Consider the following 14331-nt stretch of genomic DNA (forward strand, 5'->3'; position numbering starts at 1 on the left):
CGCAAGCTTAGGAGGGGAAAAAGATGGACGAATACTCGCCGAGAAGGCATGATATTGCCCAGCTTAAATTCTTGAGTGAAAGCCTGTACGATGAAAGCCTTGCAACGTTAGGCGACAGCCATCACGGCTGGGTTAATGATCCTACCTCTGCTGCCAATCTACAGCTTAACGATCTGATTGAGCATATTGCGGCATTCACGATGAATTACAAAATTAAGCACATTGAGGATAGTGATCTGATAACTCAGGTTGATGAATATCTTGATGACACCTTCATGTTGTTCAGTAATTACGGCATTAATGCTCAGGACTTACAGCGCTGGCAGAAATCAGCAAAGAGGCTGTTCAATATTTTTGCAGAAGAATGTGCAACAAGTCGGACCCAGGCCAGCCATTCCTTTTAGCAACCCATTACTTTTTCTACGGTTTAATAATGACAGACAAACTTTTAACGAAAACTGATTATCTTATGCGCCTCAGACGTTGTCGTTCTATCGACACGCTTGAGCGCGTGATTGAAAAGAACAAGTACGAATTATCTGATGACGAATTAGCCATATTTTATTCTGCTGCCGATCACCGTTTGGCGGAACTCACAATGAATAAGCTTTATGACAAGATACCGGTAGCGGTCTGGAAGTTTGTGCGTTAATGAGTGTGGCTGGTTTGAGTCAGGCGGGAAAAGCTGGTAAGGGCAGAATTGGGTGGGGGCCCTGCCAGCTACATCCCGGCACACGCGTCATCTGTTACGGCTGCTTCCTTCCGGATCTGACCGAGTTCACAAATTAGCATTGCGGGAGAACCAACCGGGCCCCCATTGAGTGCCCTGGGTAACCAGAGCGCAGGCATTATCAATGATGCCCCTGCCAATTGCAAGCAACCCCGGGATGACCGTTGGTTTCTTGCACGATCTGCAGTTTATTTCCCCGGTACGGAACACCATGACCTTCGAAGACGATAGCTTTCAACAACGCATCTACACTATTGTCGCCGCCATTCCTTTTGGCTATGTGACCACTTACGGTGAAATCGCTCAGCTAGCCGGTTCTCCTCGTGCCGCACGTCAGGTTGGAGGCGTACTGAAACGCCTGCCTGCGGGGAGTAAACTTCCCTGGTATCGCGTGATTAACCGTAAAGGAGAAATCTCGCTGGTGGGGGACGATCTCGGTCGACAGCGCAGAGCACTAATAGACGAAGGGATTGAAGTCTCCCAGGAAGGAAAGGTCGATCTTAAACGTTATCGCTGGCAACCATGATAACGCCCCTTTCGGGGCGTAAAACTACGTTACAGTGAGGTGGGTGCCGGTACGGCAGAAGAAGGGGAAACCTGCGTTGGCGATGTTAATGGCACCGTCGTGGCGGCTCCGCTCTGCGTTGGCACGGCAACGGAAGGTACTGGCACCAATGTCAGATCCTGATGTGTTCCACCCGTGGTCACTACCTGCTTCACCGTATCAGTAATAAACAGCATTTTACCGTCGACCGTCACGGCGGCACTCAGCAGAATGCGTGCATTGGGTTGAATGTCTGCCGGATTAAACGGCAAGGTAAACTTGAAAGGCGCCTGCTTACCTTCAGTACGAACAGCACGCTGGGATAGCACCTTCGATGGTGCATCCGCCAGCGAAGCATCCGACAGTGTCACTGTCAGTACCGCATCCGGCGGCAGAGCCACCTTTTGGCGGATCCATACTGTACCGCTCACGTTAGGCTGTTTCATCGTCGTCTGCTGGCCCGCCACCTGGGAGCCGAGCGTCGGCGTCGGCACATCTTTGCTTTTATCAGCACAGCCTGAAATTGCTACAACCAGCGCCGCACCACTTAATACATGCCAAAATTTCATTGATAGTTTCTCCTTCCGATCAATGCTTACGGCAGTCACTTCGCCGCACAAAGACAGTTTTTACTGTCTGCGTAGCTTTAATTCTGGCACAAGTTGCTGATTTTTTCCTGGAAGCACCGCAAGTCTGGCTTTATCAGCTTCCCACACAGATCGCATAAACAGTCGTTGACGCTAACTGGTCGGATCTCGCAAACTGGTGGCGATAAAACTATTGAGGAACAGAATATGGGCCAGGCGTTACAAAACTTGTTAAATCTTCTGGACCTGGAGACGCTGGAAGAGGGTCTGTTTCGTGGGCAGAGCGAAGATCTGGGTTTGCGCCAGGTGTTTGGTGGACAGGTGGTCGGCCAGGCGTTGTATGCGGCCAAACAAACCGTTCCACAGGATCGCATTATCCACTCCTTCCATAGCTATTTCCTGCGCCCGGGCGATAGCCAGAAAGCGATCATTTATGATGTGGAAAATCTGCGCGATGGCCAGAGCTTTAGCGCCCGCCGGGTAAAAGCCGTGCAGAACGGCAAGCCCATTTTTTATATGACGGCTTCATTCCAGGGGCCAGAAAGCGGCTTTGAACATCAGAAAACAATGCCTGAGGTTCCAGGGCCGGATAACTTGCCCTCTGAGACAGACATTGCTCGCCAACTGGCGCAATACATTCCAGAGAAGGCTCGTGATAAGTTTTTATCCGAAAAACCCTTTGAGATCCGCCCGGTGGAGTTCCATAACCCACTCAAAGGACATGTCAGTAAACCCGCCCGCTATACCTGGCTACGCGCCAACGGCAGCATGCCGGAGGATAAACGCATTCATCAGTATCTGCTGGGCTATGCGTCTGACTTCAACTTCCTGCCTGTTTCATTGCAGCCTCACGGAAAAGGTTTTCTGGAGCCAGGTATGCAAGTCGCCACCATTGACCACTCGATGTGGTTCCACCGTCCCTTTGACCTCAACGAATGGCTGCTGTACAGCGTAGAGAGCACTTCTGCCTCCAGTGCCCGTGGTTTTGTGCGCGGTGAGTTCTGGAACCAGCAGGGTGTGCTGGTGGCATCGACGGTGCAGGAAGGGGTGATCCGCCAGCGTTCGTAATCAGAGGCATAAAAAAGCGGGCCATGATGGCCCGCTTCGTCTTTTATTATTTTTTAGCGCACTACTTTTCTTCAGCCTTCAGCACAGCAATCACTTACTGGTTGTAAGCATTCTCGCCATGGCTATTGACGTCCAGACCTTCACGCTCCTGATCTTCCGGAACACGCAGGCCCACAATCATATCGGCAACTTTGAAACCGATGAAGGCAACAACCGCAGTCCAGACGATGGTCAGACCGACGCTGAACAGCTGTACCCAGACCTGATGGCCCATGGTGACGCCTTCGGCATAACCCACGCCGCCCAGTGAAGAGGAGGCAAATACGCCGGTCAGGATGCAGCCTACGATACCGCACACACCGTGAACACCGAACACATCACAAGGGTCATCAACACGCAGCCATTTCTTCAGGATGGTCACACCCCAGAGACCGGCTAATCCACCAACCAAACCAATAATCAGTGCACCGCCCACACCCACATAGCCGCAGGCTGGGGTGATAGCCACCAGGCCGGCAATCACGCCAGAGCTGACGCCCAGCAGAGATGGCTTACCGCGCAGCGCCCACTCACCGAAGGTCCAGCTCAGCATCGCACCTGCTGTAGCAATCACGGTGTTGAGGAAGGCCAGACCCGCGATTTCGTTAGCAGCGCTGGCAGAACCTGCATTGAAGCCGAACCAGCCAAAGTACAGAATAGCCGTACCGGTGAACACCATCGGCAGGTTATGGGGTTTGAAAGCTTCTTTACCGAAACCAGCACGTTTACCCACCAGGTAAGCACCCACCAGGCCTGCTACCGCGGCGTTAATGTGAACAACAGTACCGCCCGCAAAGTCCAGCGCGCCGTCAGCCGCCAGGAAGCCGCCTGCCCATACCATGTGTGCAATTGGCAGGTAAGCGAAGGTCAGCCAGATTACAACGAAGATCAACAATGCAGAGAAACGAATACGTTCTGCGATGGAACCGACAATCAGACCCACGGTGATACAGGCGAAGGATGCCTGGAACGCCACGTGGATGTACTGATAGTAAGACCCCATCACCGCAGTAGGGGTGATATTTTTCAGCATTGCCCAGTTGAAGCTACCGAAGAAGGCGTTGCCCTCGCTGAACGCCAGTGAGTAGCCGTAAACCATCCACAGCACACAGACCATCGCGAAGGTCATGGCAACCTGAGTCAGCATCGACAGCACGTTCTTGGCGCGAATCAGGCCGCCGTAGAACAATGCAATACCAGGGATTGTCATAAACAGCACCAGCGCGGTGCAGATCATCATAAAGGCGTTATCAGCTTTGTCGGCTACTGCAGGAGCAGCGGCCATTGCCAGCGACGGTAAAAGAGCAACACCGGCGAGGCCTAACTTAGCGAGTTTTTTCATTTTGTCCCATCCCATCACAATTCTGAGCCCCGAATTACAGTGCTGCTTCGTCAGTTTCGCCGGTGCGAATACGGATGACACGTTGCAGTTCTGCAACGAAGATCTTCCCGTCACCAATTTTGCCTGTGTAGGCCGCTTTACTAATCACATCAACCACTTCATCAAGCTGGTCGTCAGCAATAGCAATATCAATTTTTACTTTTGGCAGGAAGTTCACGCTGTATTCAGCACCGCGATACAGTTCTGCATGCCCTTTCTGGCGGCCGAAGCCTTTGACTTCAGTGACGGTCAGACCCTGAATGCCGATTGACGACAGTGCTTCACGCACGTCTTCCAGTTTGAACGGTTTGATTACCACGGTAACCAGCTTCATACGATCCCCTCCAGGTAAAAAAATAGGTTGTTTCAGCGACACGAAATGATTAAAGCAAAGGCTGTGCCAGAGTTTAAAAATCTGAATTTTTCAGACGATTAGTCAGAGCTGGTCTGAGTCGTAGCTGAGACGCAGATCACAGAGAAAAGAAAGGCACAGAAAGGAGCATAGAAAAAACGCACCAGAAAGGTGCGCTATGCGTTAGAGCGGTGCATTTGTAGGGTTATTGAGTGGTTATTCGCCTGAATTTGGTGCAGCGCAACGGCAGCGATTTAGCTGCTCTCTGCCACTGCCAGCTCCTCACCCGCAAGTTGTAGTTGGTACATCTGCCAGTAGCGCCCTTGTGCAGCCAGCAGTTGCTGATGGCTGCCACGCTCCACTGCCTGCCCACGGTGCAATACCATAATGGTATCGGCTTCGGTGATGGTTGACAGTCGGTGAGCAATCACCACCAGCGTAGTACGCTGACGCACGATCTGCAGGGCTTTCTGGATAGCCTGTTCCGTACCGGAATCGATATTCGCGGTCGCTTCATCCAGGATCAGGATCTGAGGTGTGGCCACCAGCACCCTCGCCATTGCCAACAGCTGTTTCTGTCCAACGGAGAGATTATTGCCCTGCTCCCCTAAGCGCGTATGGATCCCTTCAGGTAACTCACGTGCCAGTGCCGCCAGCTGTACCGTTTCCAGCGCCTGCCAGACGGCATCCTCGCTAATATCCCGTCCCAGCGTGACATTGGCAAAGAAAGTATCGGCCAGCACCACTGGATCCTGTTGTACCATCGCCACACTCCCCCGCAACGCGGCATGGCTGAGGGAGGCGAGTGGACGTCCGTCCAGTTTGATCTCGCCCTGGCTGAGCGGGTAATACCCCATTAGCAGGTTAGCGAGCGTACTTTTTCCACTGCCGGTGTGCCCGACCAGCGCGACAAAATGGCGCGATGGCACAGACAGGTTAATATCCGTTAACACCGGGCGGCCAGTGCGATAAGCAAAGGTCACATCACGAATATCGATACTGCCGCTGGCAAGTGGCGTGTTGTCATCGCCATATGGCTGACGTGGCGCATCCATCAGTTCAAAGATACGCTCACCCGCCACCACCGCCTGTTGCAGCATCGATTGCTGGGTCGTCAGTTCGATTAGCGGCTCATTCAGGCGCCCGAGGTAGTTGATAAAGGCATATAACACGCCGACCTCAATCGACCCTACAGAAGAAAAACCGAACAGCATCATCAATCCGCACAGGATCATGGCAGAAAACAGGCTGAGCAGCGGTCGCAGGAGAAAACCATCCAGCCTTAGCGTCTGCATACGCGCCATATAATGAGAGCGGCTGGCCTCCCCCATACGTTCACCGAAACGAGCCTGCTGGCGAAACTGCTGGATCACACTCATGCCATTGATGACTTCATTGAAGCCGTTATTGATTTCTGCCAGATAGCTGCGCACCCGGCGCACAATCGGCGTGCTGTAACGCTGGTAAATCAGCATAACGATCAGTACCGCCGGGAAAATGGTGATGGCAACCAGCGCCATGCGCCAGTCAAGACTGAACATCGCCACCAGCATCGCCCCCACCAGCGCTGCACTGCGCAATACAGTGGCAACAACGGTCACGTAGAGATCACGTACCACCTCGGTATCATTGGTAACACGCGAAATAATCTGCCCGACCGGCTGGGTATCAAATGCGCCCAAAGGCTGGCGAAGTGCAGCATCCATCACATCAGTACGCAGGCGCTGTACCACGCCAACGGCGGCCTGATTAAATAACAGTGCCTGACAATAATGCAGCGCCGCCGCCAACAGTTGCAACAGCAGAAAACTGACTACAAGGCCAGCGGCCAGTCCAACAGGCATACGGTGTTTTGCCACCATATTGTCGATAAAGTAGCTGACTAAAACAGGTCCCAACACTTCGGCGGCAGCGGCCACCCACAGCATCAGCACGGCCAGGCTCAGGGACTTACGCCACGGCGCACCGTAGGAGAGCAGCCGTTTAATGGTTGGCCACAATTGAGTGACATTAGCCATGCGCAGCTCCCTGTTCTGTTTCATCTTCATCGTCGTCCAGTGCCGCTTCCAGCTGTTGGTAACGGTACATATCGCGATACCAGCCTGAAGCGGCGGCCAGTTGCTCATGATCGCCACGCTGCGCAACCTGCCCGTGTTGCAGGACCAGAATTTCACTGGCCTCGGTCAGGGCAGAGAGACGATGAGCGCTGATAATAATCGTACGTCCTTCGCCCCAACTGCGCAGGTTATGCAGGATTTGGTGTTCAGTGCGGCCATCTACCGCAGAGAGGGCATCATCCAGCACCAGAATCTCGGCATTCAGCAGCAATGCCCGGGCAATGGAGATACGTTGTTTCTGCCCACCCGACAGCATCACACCACGTTCGCCCACTTCAGTTTGATAGCCCTCAGGGAGCCGTAAAATGTCGTCATGAACAAAGGCAAGCTGTGCAGCGTGCTCAATCTCACTTTGCGTTGCACCAGGACACCCCAGCGCAATATTGTTAGCGACGCTGTCGGAGAACAGGAATGGCGTCTGACTGACTACCGCCAGTCGGCTACGCCAGCCATCGAGCTGCAACTGCGGCAGAGGGATATCGTGGTAACGAATATCGCCCTGATCAATATCGAAGTGACGCTGGATCAAACTGAGTAAAGTGCTTTTACCCGATCCCGTTGGGCCACAAAGCCCCAGCATTTGCCCTGGATTAACCTGAACCTTCAGATTACGCAACGCAGGTTGCTGCGCCCCGGGGTAACAAAACTCCCGCACCGAAATCTGCAACAGGCCGCGCCCCTCTGGCAACGGTTTGTCTCCATCAACCACGGCAGGCGCTTCTGCTAACAATGCCTGGATTCGTGTCCAGGCGGCGCTGCCACGCTCGACAATATTAAACATCCACGCCAGCGCCAGCATGGGCCAGATCATCAGCCCCAGATACATGACAAAGCTGGTGAGCTGCCCGAGGGTCATTGTGCCGTGCCAGACCATCCAGCTGCCGCCGCCAATCGCCAGCAGATTTGACATGCCAATAGCGATGTAGATCGTCGGATCGAAGCGTGCATCCACCCGCGCCACGCGCAGATTCTTCTCTCCGGTGTCTTTAGCAATCGCCGCAAACTGGCCTGACTGATGATCTTCCAGCCCGAAGGCTTTAATCATACGGATGCTGCTCAGGCTTTCCTGCGTCTGGTCGTTTAGCGAGGAGAAAGCAGCCTGGGCTAGCTTAAAGCGATGATGTAACTGGTCGCCGTAACGTTTGATCACCAGCGCCATGATCGGCATCGGTAACAGGGCAAGCAGGGTTAAGGTACCGCTAATCTGGGTACTCATCACAATCAGTACGGCCATGCCCATCACCAGTGAATCCACCAGCGTCAGTACGCCTTCGCCTGCCGCGAACACCACCCGGTCAACATCGTTAGTGGCACGGGCAATCAGATCACCGGTACGATGGCGTAAATAGAATCCGGGGTGCTGACGGCTGAGCTGGCGATAAAAATCTTCACGCAGTTCTACCGCCAACTGATAGGAGGCACCGAACAACAGCACGCGCCAGACATAACGCAATAAATAGACGATGATTGCCGTAGCCAGCATCACGCCAACCCACATCATCAGTTGGCCGTTGCTCATCCCATCGCGACTGACGCCATCGACGATCTTTCCCACCACATGTGGTGGCAGGAGTTGCAGCAAGGCAATCACGATTAACAGCAAAACCGCACCGAGATAGCGGCGCCATTCGCGCAAAAAATACCAGCTTAGTTGGCTAAAAAGTCGCAAAAAAATGTCCTGATTATCGGCTGGTTAAAGGGCAACCGGCAAAGCGGTGGTGTATTTTATCTCTTCCATCGCAAAACTCGAAGTGACATCGATCAGACCCGGTACGCCGTTCACCAACCGTTTGTAAAAACCATCGTAGCTTTTCATATCTGCAACCTGCACGCGCAGCAGATAGTCATACTCTCCGGCCATCCGGTAGAAACCCATGACTTCCGGCATCGCCTGTACCACATCAACAAATTGCTGATACCACAGGCTGCTGTGCTGCTGAGTTTTGATTAGAACAAAGGCGGTAAGACTCAGTCCAAGCTTTTCACCATCGAGTAAAGCAACCCGGCCGCGAATATAGCCTTCATCCTCCAGTCTTTTCAAGCGCTTCCAGCAGGGAGTGGTGGTCAGGCTGACGGCATCAGCCAGCGCCTGCAGAGAGAGCGTGCAATCCTGCTGGAGCAGGTTTAACAGCAAGCGATCTTTTTTATCCAGCGGTATTGGTAGCAAAATTTTCTCCTACAAGCCAAAAATGCAGCACTATTATAGCAACCTTTTCCCCTGCCGTTTGGTTAATCTGGTGACTCACCATTAGCTCATTCAGGGATGACCATGATGCATACCAACACTTACCGTAACCTGTTGATCATAGCTTTATTCAGCGCCGTAGCTCTCACATGGGGGACCACATGGATGGCGATGAAAATGACCGTTGCTACCGTTCCCCCTGTCTTTGCCACCGGTCTGCGCTTTCTCTGCGCCGCCCCGCTGCTCCTGCTGCTGGCGCGTTATAAAAAAGCCCCGCTATTGTTTCCGGCAGGCCAGCGAAGTTTTCAACTCTGCGTTATGCTGTTCTATTTCGCCATTCCATTTACGCTGATGATCTATGGCGAACGCTATACCTCTTCCAGCCTGGCGGCGATTATCTTTGCTACCATGCCCGCCGCCGTCCTCGCGGCTTCCCTGCTGTTTCTGCGCGAACGAACCTCGCGTCAACAGCTGCTCGGGCTGGCCATCAGTCTTGGCGCATTAAGCACGATCCTGTGGCATGAAACCCGCGACAGCGGCGAAAGCCAGATACGTGGAATTCTGGCCCTGGTCGCTGCCGTGCTTATTCACGCAGTGATGTACGTTCAGTGTAAAAAGCGCTGTGGCGGAATTTCAGTGCTGAGCTACAACGCGCTGCCCTGCCTCGGTGCGGGATTAATACTGACGCTGGCAGGGCTGACGGAAGCTCCCGATGTCACTACCTTTGCTCCGCAGGCGCTGCTGGCTATCGCTTATTTGGGTGTCGTCGCTGGCGTGGGCGGTATTCTGGCCTACTTTGCTTTGCAGCAGGTCGCCCGGCCGTTTCAGGCATCACTGGTTTTTCTGGTGTTCCCGCTGATCGCCATCACGCTGGAAAGTGAAATCAATGGCAGTAGTATCAGCCGCGAATCGTTACTACTGCTGTTGCCATTTTTACTGGGGATTTTACTCACACTGTATCGTGGTGCGCGAAGCCACCCGCCTTCACGGGTGGCAAATCCCGTCTTGCGCCGTTAAAAACGAAAAAGCCGGACATCCTTGTCCGGCACACTGACCAATGAACTGATTATTCGGGGGAATAGACCAGGTGTGGTGTGGTAAGCCAGTGGTTGAGGTAATGAGACACGCCCTGTGTCGCACAATCGCCAATAACCGGTAAATGGGGCAGTTGTGATTTCAGTTCATGCATCGCATTGCGCATAACGAAACCGTGACCCACGCGCCCCAGCATCTCCAGATCGTTCATTGCATCACCAAACGCCATGCACTCCGCCATCGACACGCCGAGCCTCGCAGTCAGATGTGCCAGCGCCGCCCCTTTGTTACAGTCCAGAGGCAGTACTTCGAGACAATCCTGCGCGGAAAAACAGAGGTGAGCGCTGTTTCCCAGAGCCTCGCGCAGCTGAATTTTTAGCGCGCACAGCTCCTGATAATCAGCGATAAAGCAGACTTTAGTCACCTGGTGTTCGGGAAGAGTACGCAGATCAATGACCTGATAACAGAAATCAGACAGCTGATGGGCTTGTAAAATCTCCGGGAGCTCGTCGTGAGTAAACCAGCCGCTGTCGTTAAAAACGTGAAGGCTGGCACGCGTATCCCAGTGGCTATGGATCACCCGCCTTGCCACCGCCGGTGGCAAATCGCTGGCATAAAGCAGCTCACCGAACGGATCATGAATACGTGTGCCGTTACCACTGATAAGAAAAGCCGGCAGATCGTAATTCCGCATGAGCGGCTGCATCTCCATAAAGTGACGCCCGGTGGCAAAAGTGAGCTGTACCGGGTGCGCCTGGAGCGCGCGCAAACTGAGCAGGGTTTGTTGCCCCAACTGATGGTCAGGCATCAGCAACGTACCATCCATATCAAATGCAGCAAGACGCACCATTTTCTCTCCGGTTGATGGGTTTTTCATCTGCACTGAGTATCCTCTGGCATTTACGGAACTAATAGTGAATACTTTTTTTAAACTGTTCCGGGTTTAAGGTGAGATGAGACAACTCAATCGTTTGAACCAGTATCAGCGTTTGTGGCAACACAGCGCCGGGCAACCTCAGTCAACCAGTGTCGCTGATATCGCTCAGTGCTGTTTTTGCAGTGAGCGGCATATACGCACCCTGCTGCGCCAGTGGCAGTCATGCGGCTGGCTGACGTGGCATGCCTCATCCGGGCGTGGAAAACGTGGCCTTCTGACCTTTCTGCAATCTCCCGCCACGCTGCGCAGTGAACTGATGTTGCAGCAGCTCGATAACGGCCATCCACAACACGCTCTGCAACTTGTGCCTCTGGCCCCGGAGCAACTCAGTCAGCTCCTCCAGCCTTTTATGGGCGGACAATGGCAGAACAACCAGCCAACGTTACGTATTCCCTATTACCGCTCGCTTGACCCCCTGCGCCCGCTTATGCAGCCCGGCCGTGCTGAACAGCATCTGGCCCAGCAGGTCTTTGCCGGATTAAGCCGCCTGTCAGGAGATGACGCCGTGCCGGATCTGGCCCATCACTGGCAAGTCAGTGATGATGGCCTGAGTTGGTTCTTTTTTTTGCGCCCGCAGTTGCGCTGGCATCATGGCGAAGCGGTCACCACCGGGCAACTGCAACAACGGCTACTCATGATCCTGGACAGCCCGGTCGGTCAGCGTCTGCTGTCCAGCGTCAAAACGGTTATCCAGGCCCATGCACTGTGCGTGCGCATCGATCTGCATACGCAGGACAACTGGCTGGCACATCGTCTGGCAAGTGTCCCCTGCCTGCTGCCGCACCCGGATAATCCGGATATTGGCACCGGGCCGTGGCGGTTGATGGTCAATTCGCCTGCTTTGCTGCGTCTGGAAAGTCACGGCTGGTATCACGCTACACATCCACTAATGCAGGCGATTGAATACTGGATTGCACCACAGCTTTTCGACCCCGGACTGGGCACCAGCTGCCGCCATCCTGTTCAGATCGCCATTGGTGCGCAGCAGGATTTAAAAGCCCTTCAACCGGTTAGCCAGCGTATCAGCCTCGGATTCTGTTATCTGGCGATAGGTGAACGCGCGGGGCTCTCGCCCGCTCAGGCCCGGCACATTATGTCGCTGGTACATCAGTCCGGCATTATTGAACAGCTGCCATTAGAAGAAGGACTCATCACGCCCAGCAGTGAAATGCTGCCGGGCTGGCACATACCTGACTGGCAACCCGAACCCGATATCATCCTGCCTGCACAACTTAGCTTGCACTACCACCTGCCGGTGGAGCTGCACGCTATGGCGGCAAAGCTTCAGCAACTGCTTGCCACTCAGGGATGTCAGTTGACGCTGCATTTTCATCCACAAAAAAACTGGCAAGATTATCCGTTACTTGCACAGGCTGACCTGATTATGGGCGACAGGCTAATTGGCGAAGCGCCGATGTTTACGCTGGAGAGCTGGCTGCGGCTCGACCCGATGTGGCCGATATTATCCGGTGCCGCAGGTTGGAAAATGCTGCTGACACAGTTAGATGACCTGCAGCGTTACCCGGATCTGGAGCAACGCCACCAGCGGTTAAAAACGTTGTACCAGCAACTGATGTTGGATGCGGTGATCACCCCGCTGTTTAACTATCGTTATCAGGTCAGTGCACCGCCGGATGTTGAAGGCATACGATTAAACGCCTGGGGCTGGTTTGATTTCTCCCGTGCGTGGATACCGCCGCCCGTCGACATCGTCTGAAGAGGGGATACCTTTCTGTGTGGCAAGGTATTACCATAGCTGGCAGAAACTAACCGGGAAAGATTAAGTATGAAACGTGCAGTGGTGGTATTCAGCGGTGGACAGGACTCAACAACCTGTCTGATTCAGGCCTTACAGCAGTACGACGAAGTACACTGCGTGACTTTTGATTACGGCCAACGTCACCGTGCGGAAATCGACGTTGCCCGGACACTGTCACTATCGCTGGGCGCCCGCGCGCACAAAGTGCTGGATGTGACCATGCTCAACGAGCTGGCTGTCAGTAGCCTGACACGCGATAACATCCCGGTCCCGGCTTACGACCCGACAGCCAGTGGCCTGCCAAGCACCTTTGTACCAGGCCGTAATATCCTGTTTTTAACCTTCGCAGCAATCTATGCTTACCAGATTGAGGCCGAAGCGGTGATCACTGGCGTCTGTGAGACAGACTTCTCCGGCTATCCCGACTGCCGTGACGAATTTGTTAAAGCACTGAACCATGCGGTTAACCTCGGTATGGCGCGGGATATCCGTTTCGAAACGCCGCTGATGTGGCTGAATAAAGCGGAAACCTGGGCACTGGCAGATTACTGGCAGCAACTCCCTCTGATTCGTCACCAGACACTGACCTGTTATAACGGCATTCAGGGTGATGGTTGTGGTGAATGTGCCGCCTGTCATCTGCGTGCCAACGGCCTGCATGACTACCAGCAAAACACGGCTGCCGTTATGCAGGCAATGAAAACCAAAACCGGACTGGTTTGATTTCTTCCAGGAGCGACGTATCTCTCGCTCCTACTGATTAATGGTTTCCAGCTGCAACCGAAGTTCGCCCTCCAGCGGCAGGGCTTTCTTCGAGTTCAGATCGATGCAGACAAAGGTGAGCAATGCATCGGCGATGGCACTGCCATCAGATTGCAGGGAAACCCGCTGATCAATGACGCCACTCTTCCCCCCCAGTGTCATCAGTTGACTGTCGATAACCAGTACATCCCCCATGACCGCCGGGCGGCGATAATTGATATTGATATTCACCACCACAAACGCCATGCCGAGCTTATTCATCCAGTGAAACGCCTCGCTCTCTTCCAGCCAGGCCCAGCGGGCTTCTTCAAGGAACTCAAGGTAGCGGGCATTGTTCACATGCTGATAAACATCCAGATGGTAGCCGCGTACTTTAATGGTGGTCTGCATCGTGCTGCGTCCTCTGTCATAAAAAAAGGCCACACCAACTGGTATGACCTCATCAATATTAGCAGTCAGACAGATCGACTTGCAGTAAGACTTGCCGACCCTGGATGCAGATCACAATTTAAGATTCGCAATATTCCGTTCCACCAACGTGTTACCCATGCCAGGCACTTCCTTTAATTGCTCGAGATCGGTGAAGGGGCCATATTTCTCTCGATAACTGACAATAGACTCCGCCTTTTTTATCCCAACGCCGTTCATCACCGCCATTAATTCCTGGGCGCTGGCGCTATTGATACTGACCTGCGCTGCATTTTCAGCCGGCACTTTCGCAGGCGCCATTTTAGTGGCAGGTGCAGCAGTGGGAGCGGCACTGACACTGATGGGCAACGTCAGTCCGATGGCCAGAGCGAGCGAGAGAGCCTGTAAGGTACGATTAATCATGCTG

The 14331-nt window shown here is 53.7% G+C and carries 16 protein-coding genes and 1 other RNA gene; 7 read left to right on the forward strand and 10 right to left on the reverse strand.

The window, feature by feature from the left end:
• Positions 1-23 precede the first annotated feature (23 nt).
• Together tomB and FY046_RS08885 are read left to right on the forward strand one after the other, a co-directional pair.
• On the forward strand, positions 24-404 hold the full coding sequence (gene tomB, locus FY046_RS08880) for an Hha toxicity modulator TomB (RefSeq protein WP_133845759.1): 381 nt from the start codon (positions 24-26) through the stop codon (positions 402-404).
• Positions 405-433: 29 nt separating this feature from the next.
• The gene (locus tag FY046_RS08885) at positions 434-652 is read left to right on the forward strand and encodes an HHA domain-containing protein (RefSeq protein WP_133845760.1); all 219 of its coding nucleotides are present in this window, start codon (positions 434-436) and stop codon (positions 650-652) included.
• A gap of 59 nt (positions 653-711) precedes the next feature.
• Here FY046_RS08885 and ffs read toward each other — a convergent pair.
• Positions 712-808, reverse strand: an RNA gene (gene ffs / locus FY046_RS08890) — signal recognition particle sRNA small type.
• 133 nt (positions 809-941) lie between these two features.
• On the opposite strand from ffs, the gene FY046_RS08895 reads away from it, so the two are divergent.
• Positions 942-1256, forward strand: a complete 315-nt coding sequence (locus tag FY046_RS08895; RefSeq protein WP_133845785.1) for an MGMT family protein — start codon at positions 942-944, stop codon at positions 1254-1256.
• Between the two features lie 29 nt (positions 1257-1285).
• Here FY046_RS08895 and FY046_RS08900 read toward each other — a convergent pair whose 3' ends face one another.
• Positions 1286-1843 (reverse strand): YbaY family lipoprotein, encoded by a 558-nt coding sequence (locus FY046_RS08900; RefSeq protein WP_133845761.1) that lies wholly within the window; start codon positions 1841-1843, stop codon positions 1286-1288.
• Between the two features lie 225 nt (positions 1844-2068).
• Here FY046_RS08900 and tesB point away from each other — a divergent pair, with 225 nt between their 5' ends.
• Positions 2069-2929: an acyl-CoA thioesterase II gene (gene tesB, locus FY046_RS08905; RefSeq protein ID WP_133845762.1), complete on the forward strand. Its 861-nt coding sequence runs from the start codon at positions 2069-2071 to the stop codon at positions 2927-2929.
• 94 nt (positions 2930-3023) lie between these two features.
• Here tesB and amtB read toward each other — a convergent pair whose 3' ends face one another.
• The 5 genes from amtB to FY046_RS08930 form a co-directional block, all read right to left on the reverse strand.
• Positions 3024-4325, reverse strand: a complete 1302-nt coding sequence (gene amtB / locus FY046_RS08910) for an ammonium transporter AmtB (protein ID WP_171148780.1) — start codon at positions 4323-4325, stop codon at positions 3024-3026.
• Positions 4326-4344: 19 nt separating this feature from the next.
• Positions 4345-4683 (reverse strand): P-II family nitrogen regulator, encoded by a 339-nt coding sequence (glnK, locus tag FY046_RS08915; RefSeq protein ID WP_007886947.1) that lies wholly within the window; start codon positions 4681-4683, stop codon positions 4345-4347.
• A gap of 272 nt (positions 4684-4955) precedes the next feature.
• Positions 4956-6719 (reverse strand): SmdB family multidrug efflux ABC transporter permease/ATP-binding protein, encoded by a 1764-nt coding sequence (locus FY046_RS08920; RefSeq protein ID WP_133845764.1) that lies wholly within the window; start codon positions 6717-6719, stop codon positions 4956-4958.
• Positions 6712-8487 carry a SmdA family multidrug ABC transporter permease/ATP-binding protein gene (locus FY046_RS08925; protein ID WP_167864069.1) on the reverse strand — a complete coding sequence of 592 codons (1776 nt, stop codon included), beginning with the start codon at positions 8485-8487 and terminating at the stop codon, positions 6712-6714. The genes FY046_RS08920 and FY046_RS08925 overlap by 8 nt, the downstream gene beginning before the upstream one ends.
• A 24-nt stretch (positions 8488-8511) precedes the next feature.
• Positions 8512-8985: an Lrp/AsnC family transcriptional regulator gene (locus FY046_RS08930; protein WP_133845766.1), complete on the reverse strand. Its 474-nt coding sequence runs from the start codon at positions 8983-8985 to the stop codon at positions 8512-8514.
• Positions 8986-9090: 105 nt separating this feature from the next.
• On the opposite strand from FY046_RS08930, the gene FY046_RS08935 reads away from it, so the two are divergent.
• On the forward strand, positions 9091-10020 hold the full coding sequence (locus FY046_RS08935) for a DMT family transporter (RefSeq protein ID WP_374760139.1): 930 nt from the start codon (positions 9091-9093) through the stop codon (positions 10018-10020).
• A gap of 49 nt (positions 10021-10069) precedes the next feature.
• Here FY046_RS08935 and cof read toward each other — a convergent pair whose 3' ends face one another.
• Positions 10070-10888 carry an HMP-PP phosphatase gene (gene cof / locus FY046_RS08940; RefSeq protein ID WP_171148931.1) on the reverse strand — a complete coding sequence of 273 codons (819 nt, stop codon included), beginning with the start codon at positions 10886-10888 and terminating at the stop codon, positions 10070-10072.
• A gap of 103 nt (positions 10889-10991) precedes the next feature.
• Between cof and FY046_RS08945 the strand changes: the two genes are divergently transcribed.
• Complete coding sequence (locus tag FY046_RS08945) at positions 10992-12692, forward strand: SgrR family transcriptional regulator (protein ID WP_133845768.1); 1701 nt, start codon at positions 10992-10994, stop codon at positions 12690-12692.
• Positions 12693-12761: 69 nt separating this feature from the next.
• Positions 12762-13457 (forward strand): 7-cyano-7-deazaguanine synthase QueC, encoded by a 696-nt coding sequence (gene queC, locus FY046_RS08950; protein ID WP_133845769.1) that lies wholly within the window; start codon positions 12762-12764, stop codon positions 13455-13457.
• Between the two features lie 30 nt (positions 13458-13487).
• On the opposite strand, the gene FY046_RS08955 is transcribed toward queC, so the two are convergent.
• A complete protein-coding gene (locus FY046_RS08955) occupies positions 13488-13886 on the reverse strand; it encodes an acyl-CoA thioesterase (RefSeq protein WP_337707281.1) in 399 nt (132 codons plus the stop codon).
• Between the two features lie 111 nt (positions 13887-13997).
• On the reverse strand, positions 13998-14327 hold the full coding sequence (locus FY046_RS08960; protein WP_133845771.1) for a ComEA family DNA-binding protein: 330 nt from the start codon (positions 14325-14327) through the stop codon (positions 13998-14000).
• Positions 14328-14331 lie beyond the last annotated feature (4 nt).

Source organism: Erwinia sp. 1181_3 (assembly GCF_052824965.1).

Coding starts and splice junctions, on each gene's coding strand:
- FY046_RS08920 (WP_133845764.1), bottom strand. CDS start 6,719: ATGGCTAATGTCACTCAATTGTGGCCAACCATTAAACGGCTGCTCTCC.
- FY046_RS08955 (WP_337707281.1), bottom strand. CDS start 13,886: ATGCAGACCACCATTAAAGTACGCGGCTACCATCTGGATGTTTATCAG.
- tomB (WP_133845759.1), top strand. CDS start 24: ATGGACGAATACTCGCCGAGAAGGCATGATATTGCCCAGCTTAAATTC.
- FY046_RS08885 (WP_133845760.1), top strand. CDS start 434: ATGACAGACAAACTTTTAACGAAAACTGATTATCTTATGCGCCTCAGA.
- queC (WP_133845769.1), top strand. CDS start 12,762: ATGAAACGTGCAGTGGTGGTATTCAGCGGTGGACAGGACTCAACAACC.
- FY046_RS08900 (WP_133845761.1), bottom strand. CDS start 1,843: ATGAAATTTTGGCATGTATTAAGTGGTGCGGCGCTGGTTGTAGCAATT.
- FY046_RS08895 (WP_133845785.1), top strand. CDS start 942: ATGACCTTCGAAGACGATAGCTTTCAACAACGCATCTACACTATTGTC.
- FY046_RS08935 (WP_374760139.1), top strand. CDS start 9,091: ATGCATACCAACACTTACCGTAACCTGTTGATCATAGCTTTATTCAGC.
- glnK (WP_007886947.1), bottom strand. CDS start 4,683: ATGAAGCTGGTTACCGTGGTAATCAAACCGTTCAAACTGGAAGACGTG.
- FY046_RS08960 (WP_133845771.1), bottom strand. CDS start 14,327: ATGATTAATCGTACCTTACAGGCTCTCTCGCTCGCTCTGGCCATCGGA.
- cof (WP_171148931.1), bottom strand. CDS start 10,888: ATGGTGCGTCTTGCTGCATTTGATATGGATGGTACGTTGCTGATGCCT.
- amtB (WP_171148780.1), bottom strand. CDS start 4,325: ATGGGATGGGACAAAATGAAAAAACTCGCTAAGTTAGGCCTCGCCGGT.
- FY046_RS08945 (WP_133845768.1), top strand. CDS start 10,992: ATGAGACAACTCAATCGTTTGAACCAGTATCAGCGTTTGTGGCAACAC.
- tesB (WP_133845762.1), top strand. CDS start 2,069: ATGGGCCAGGCGTTACAAAACTTGTTAAATCTTCTGGACCTGGAGACG.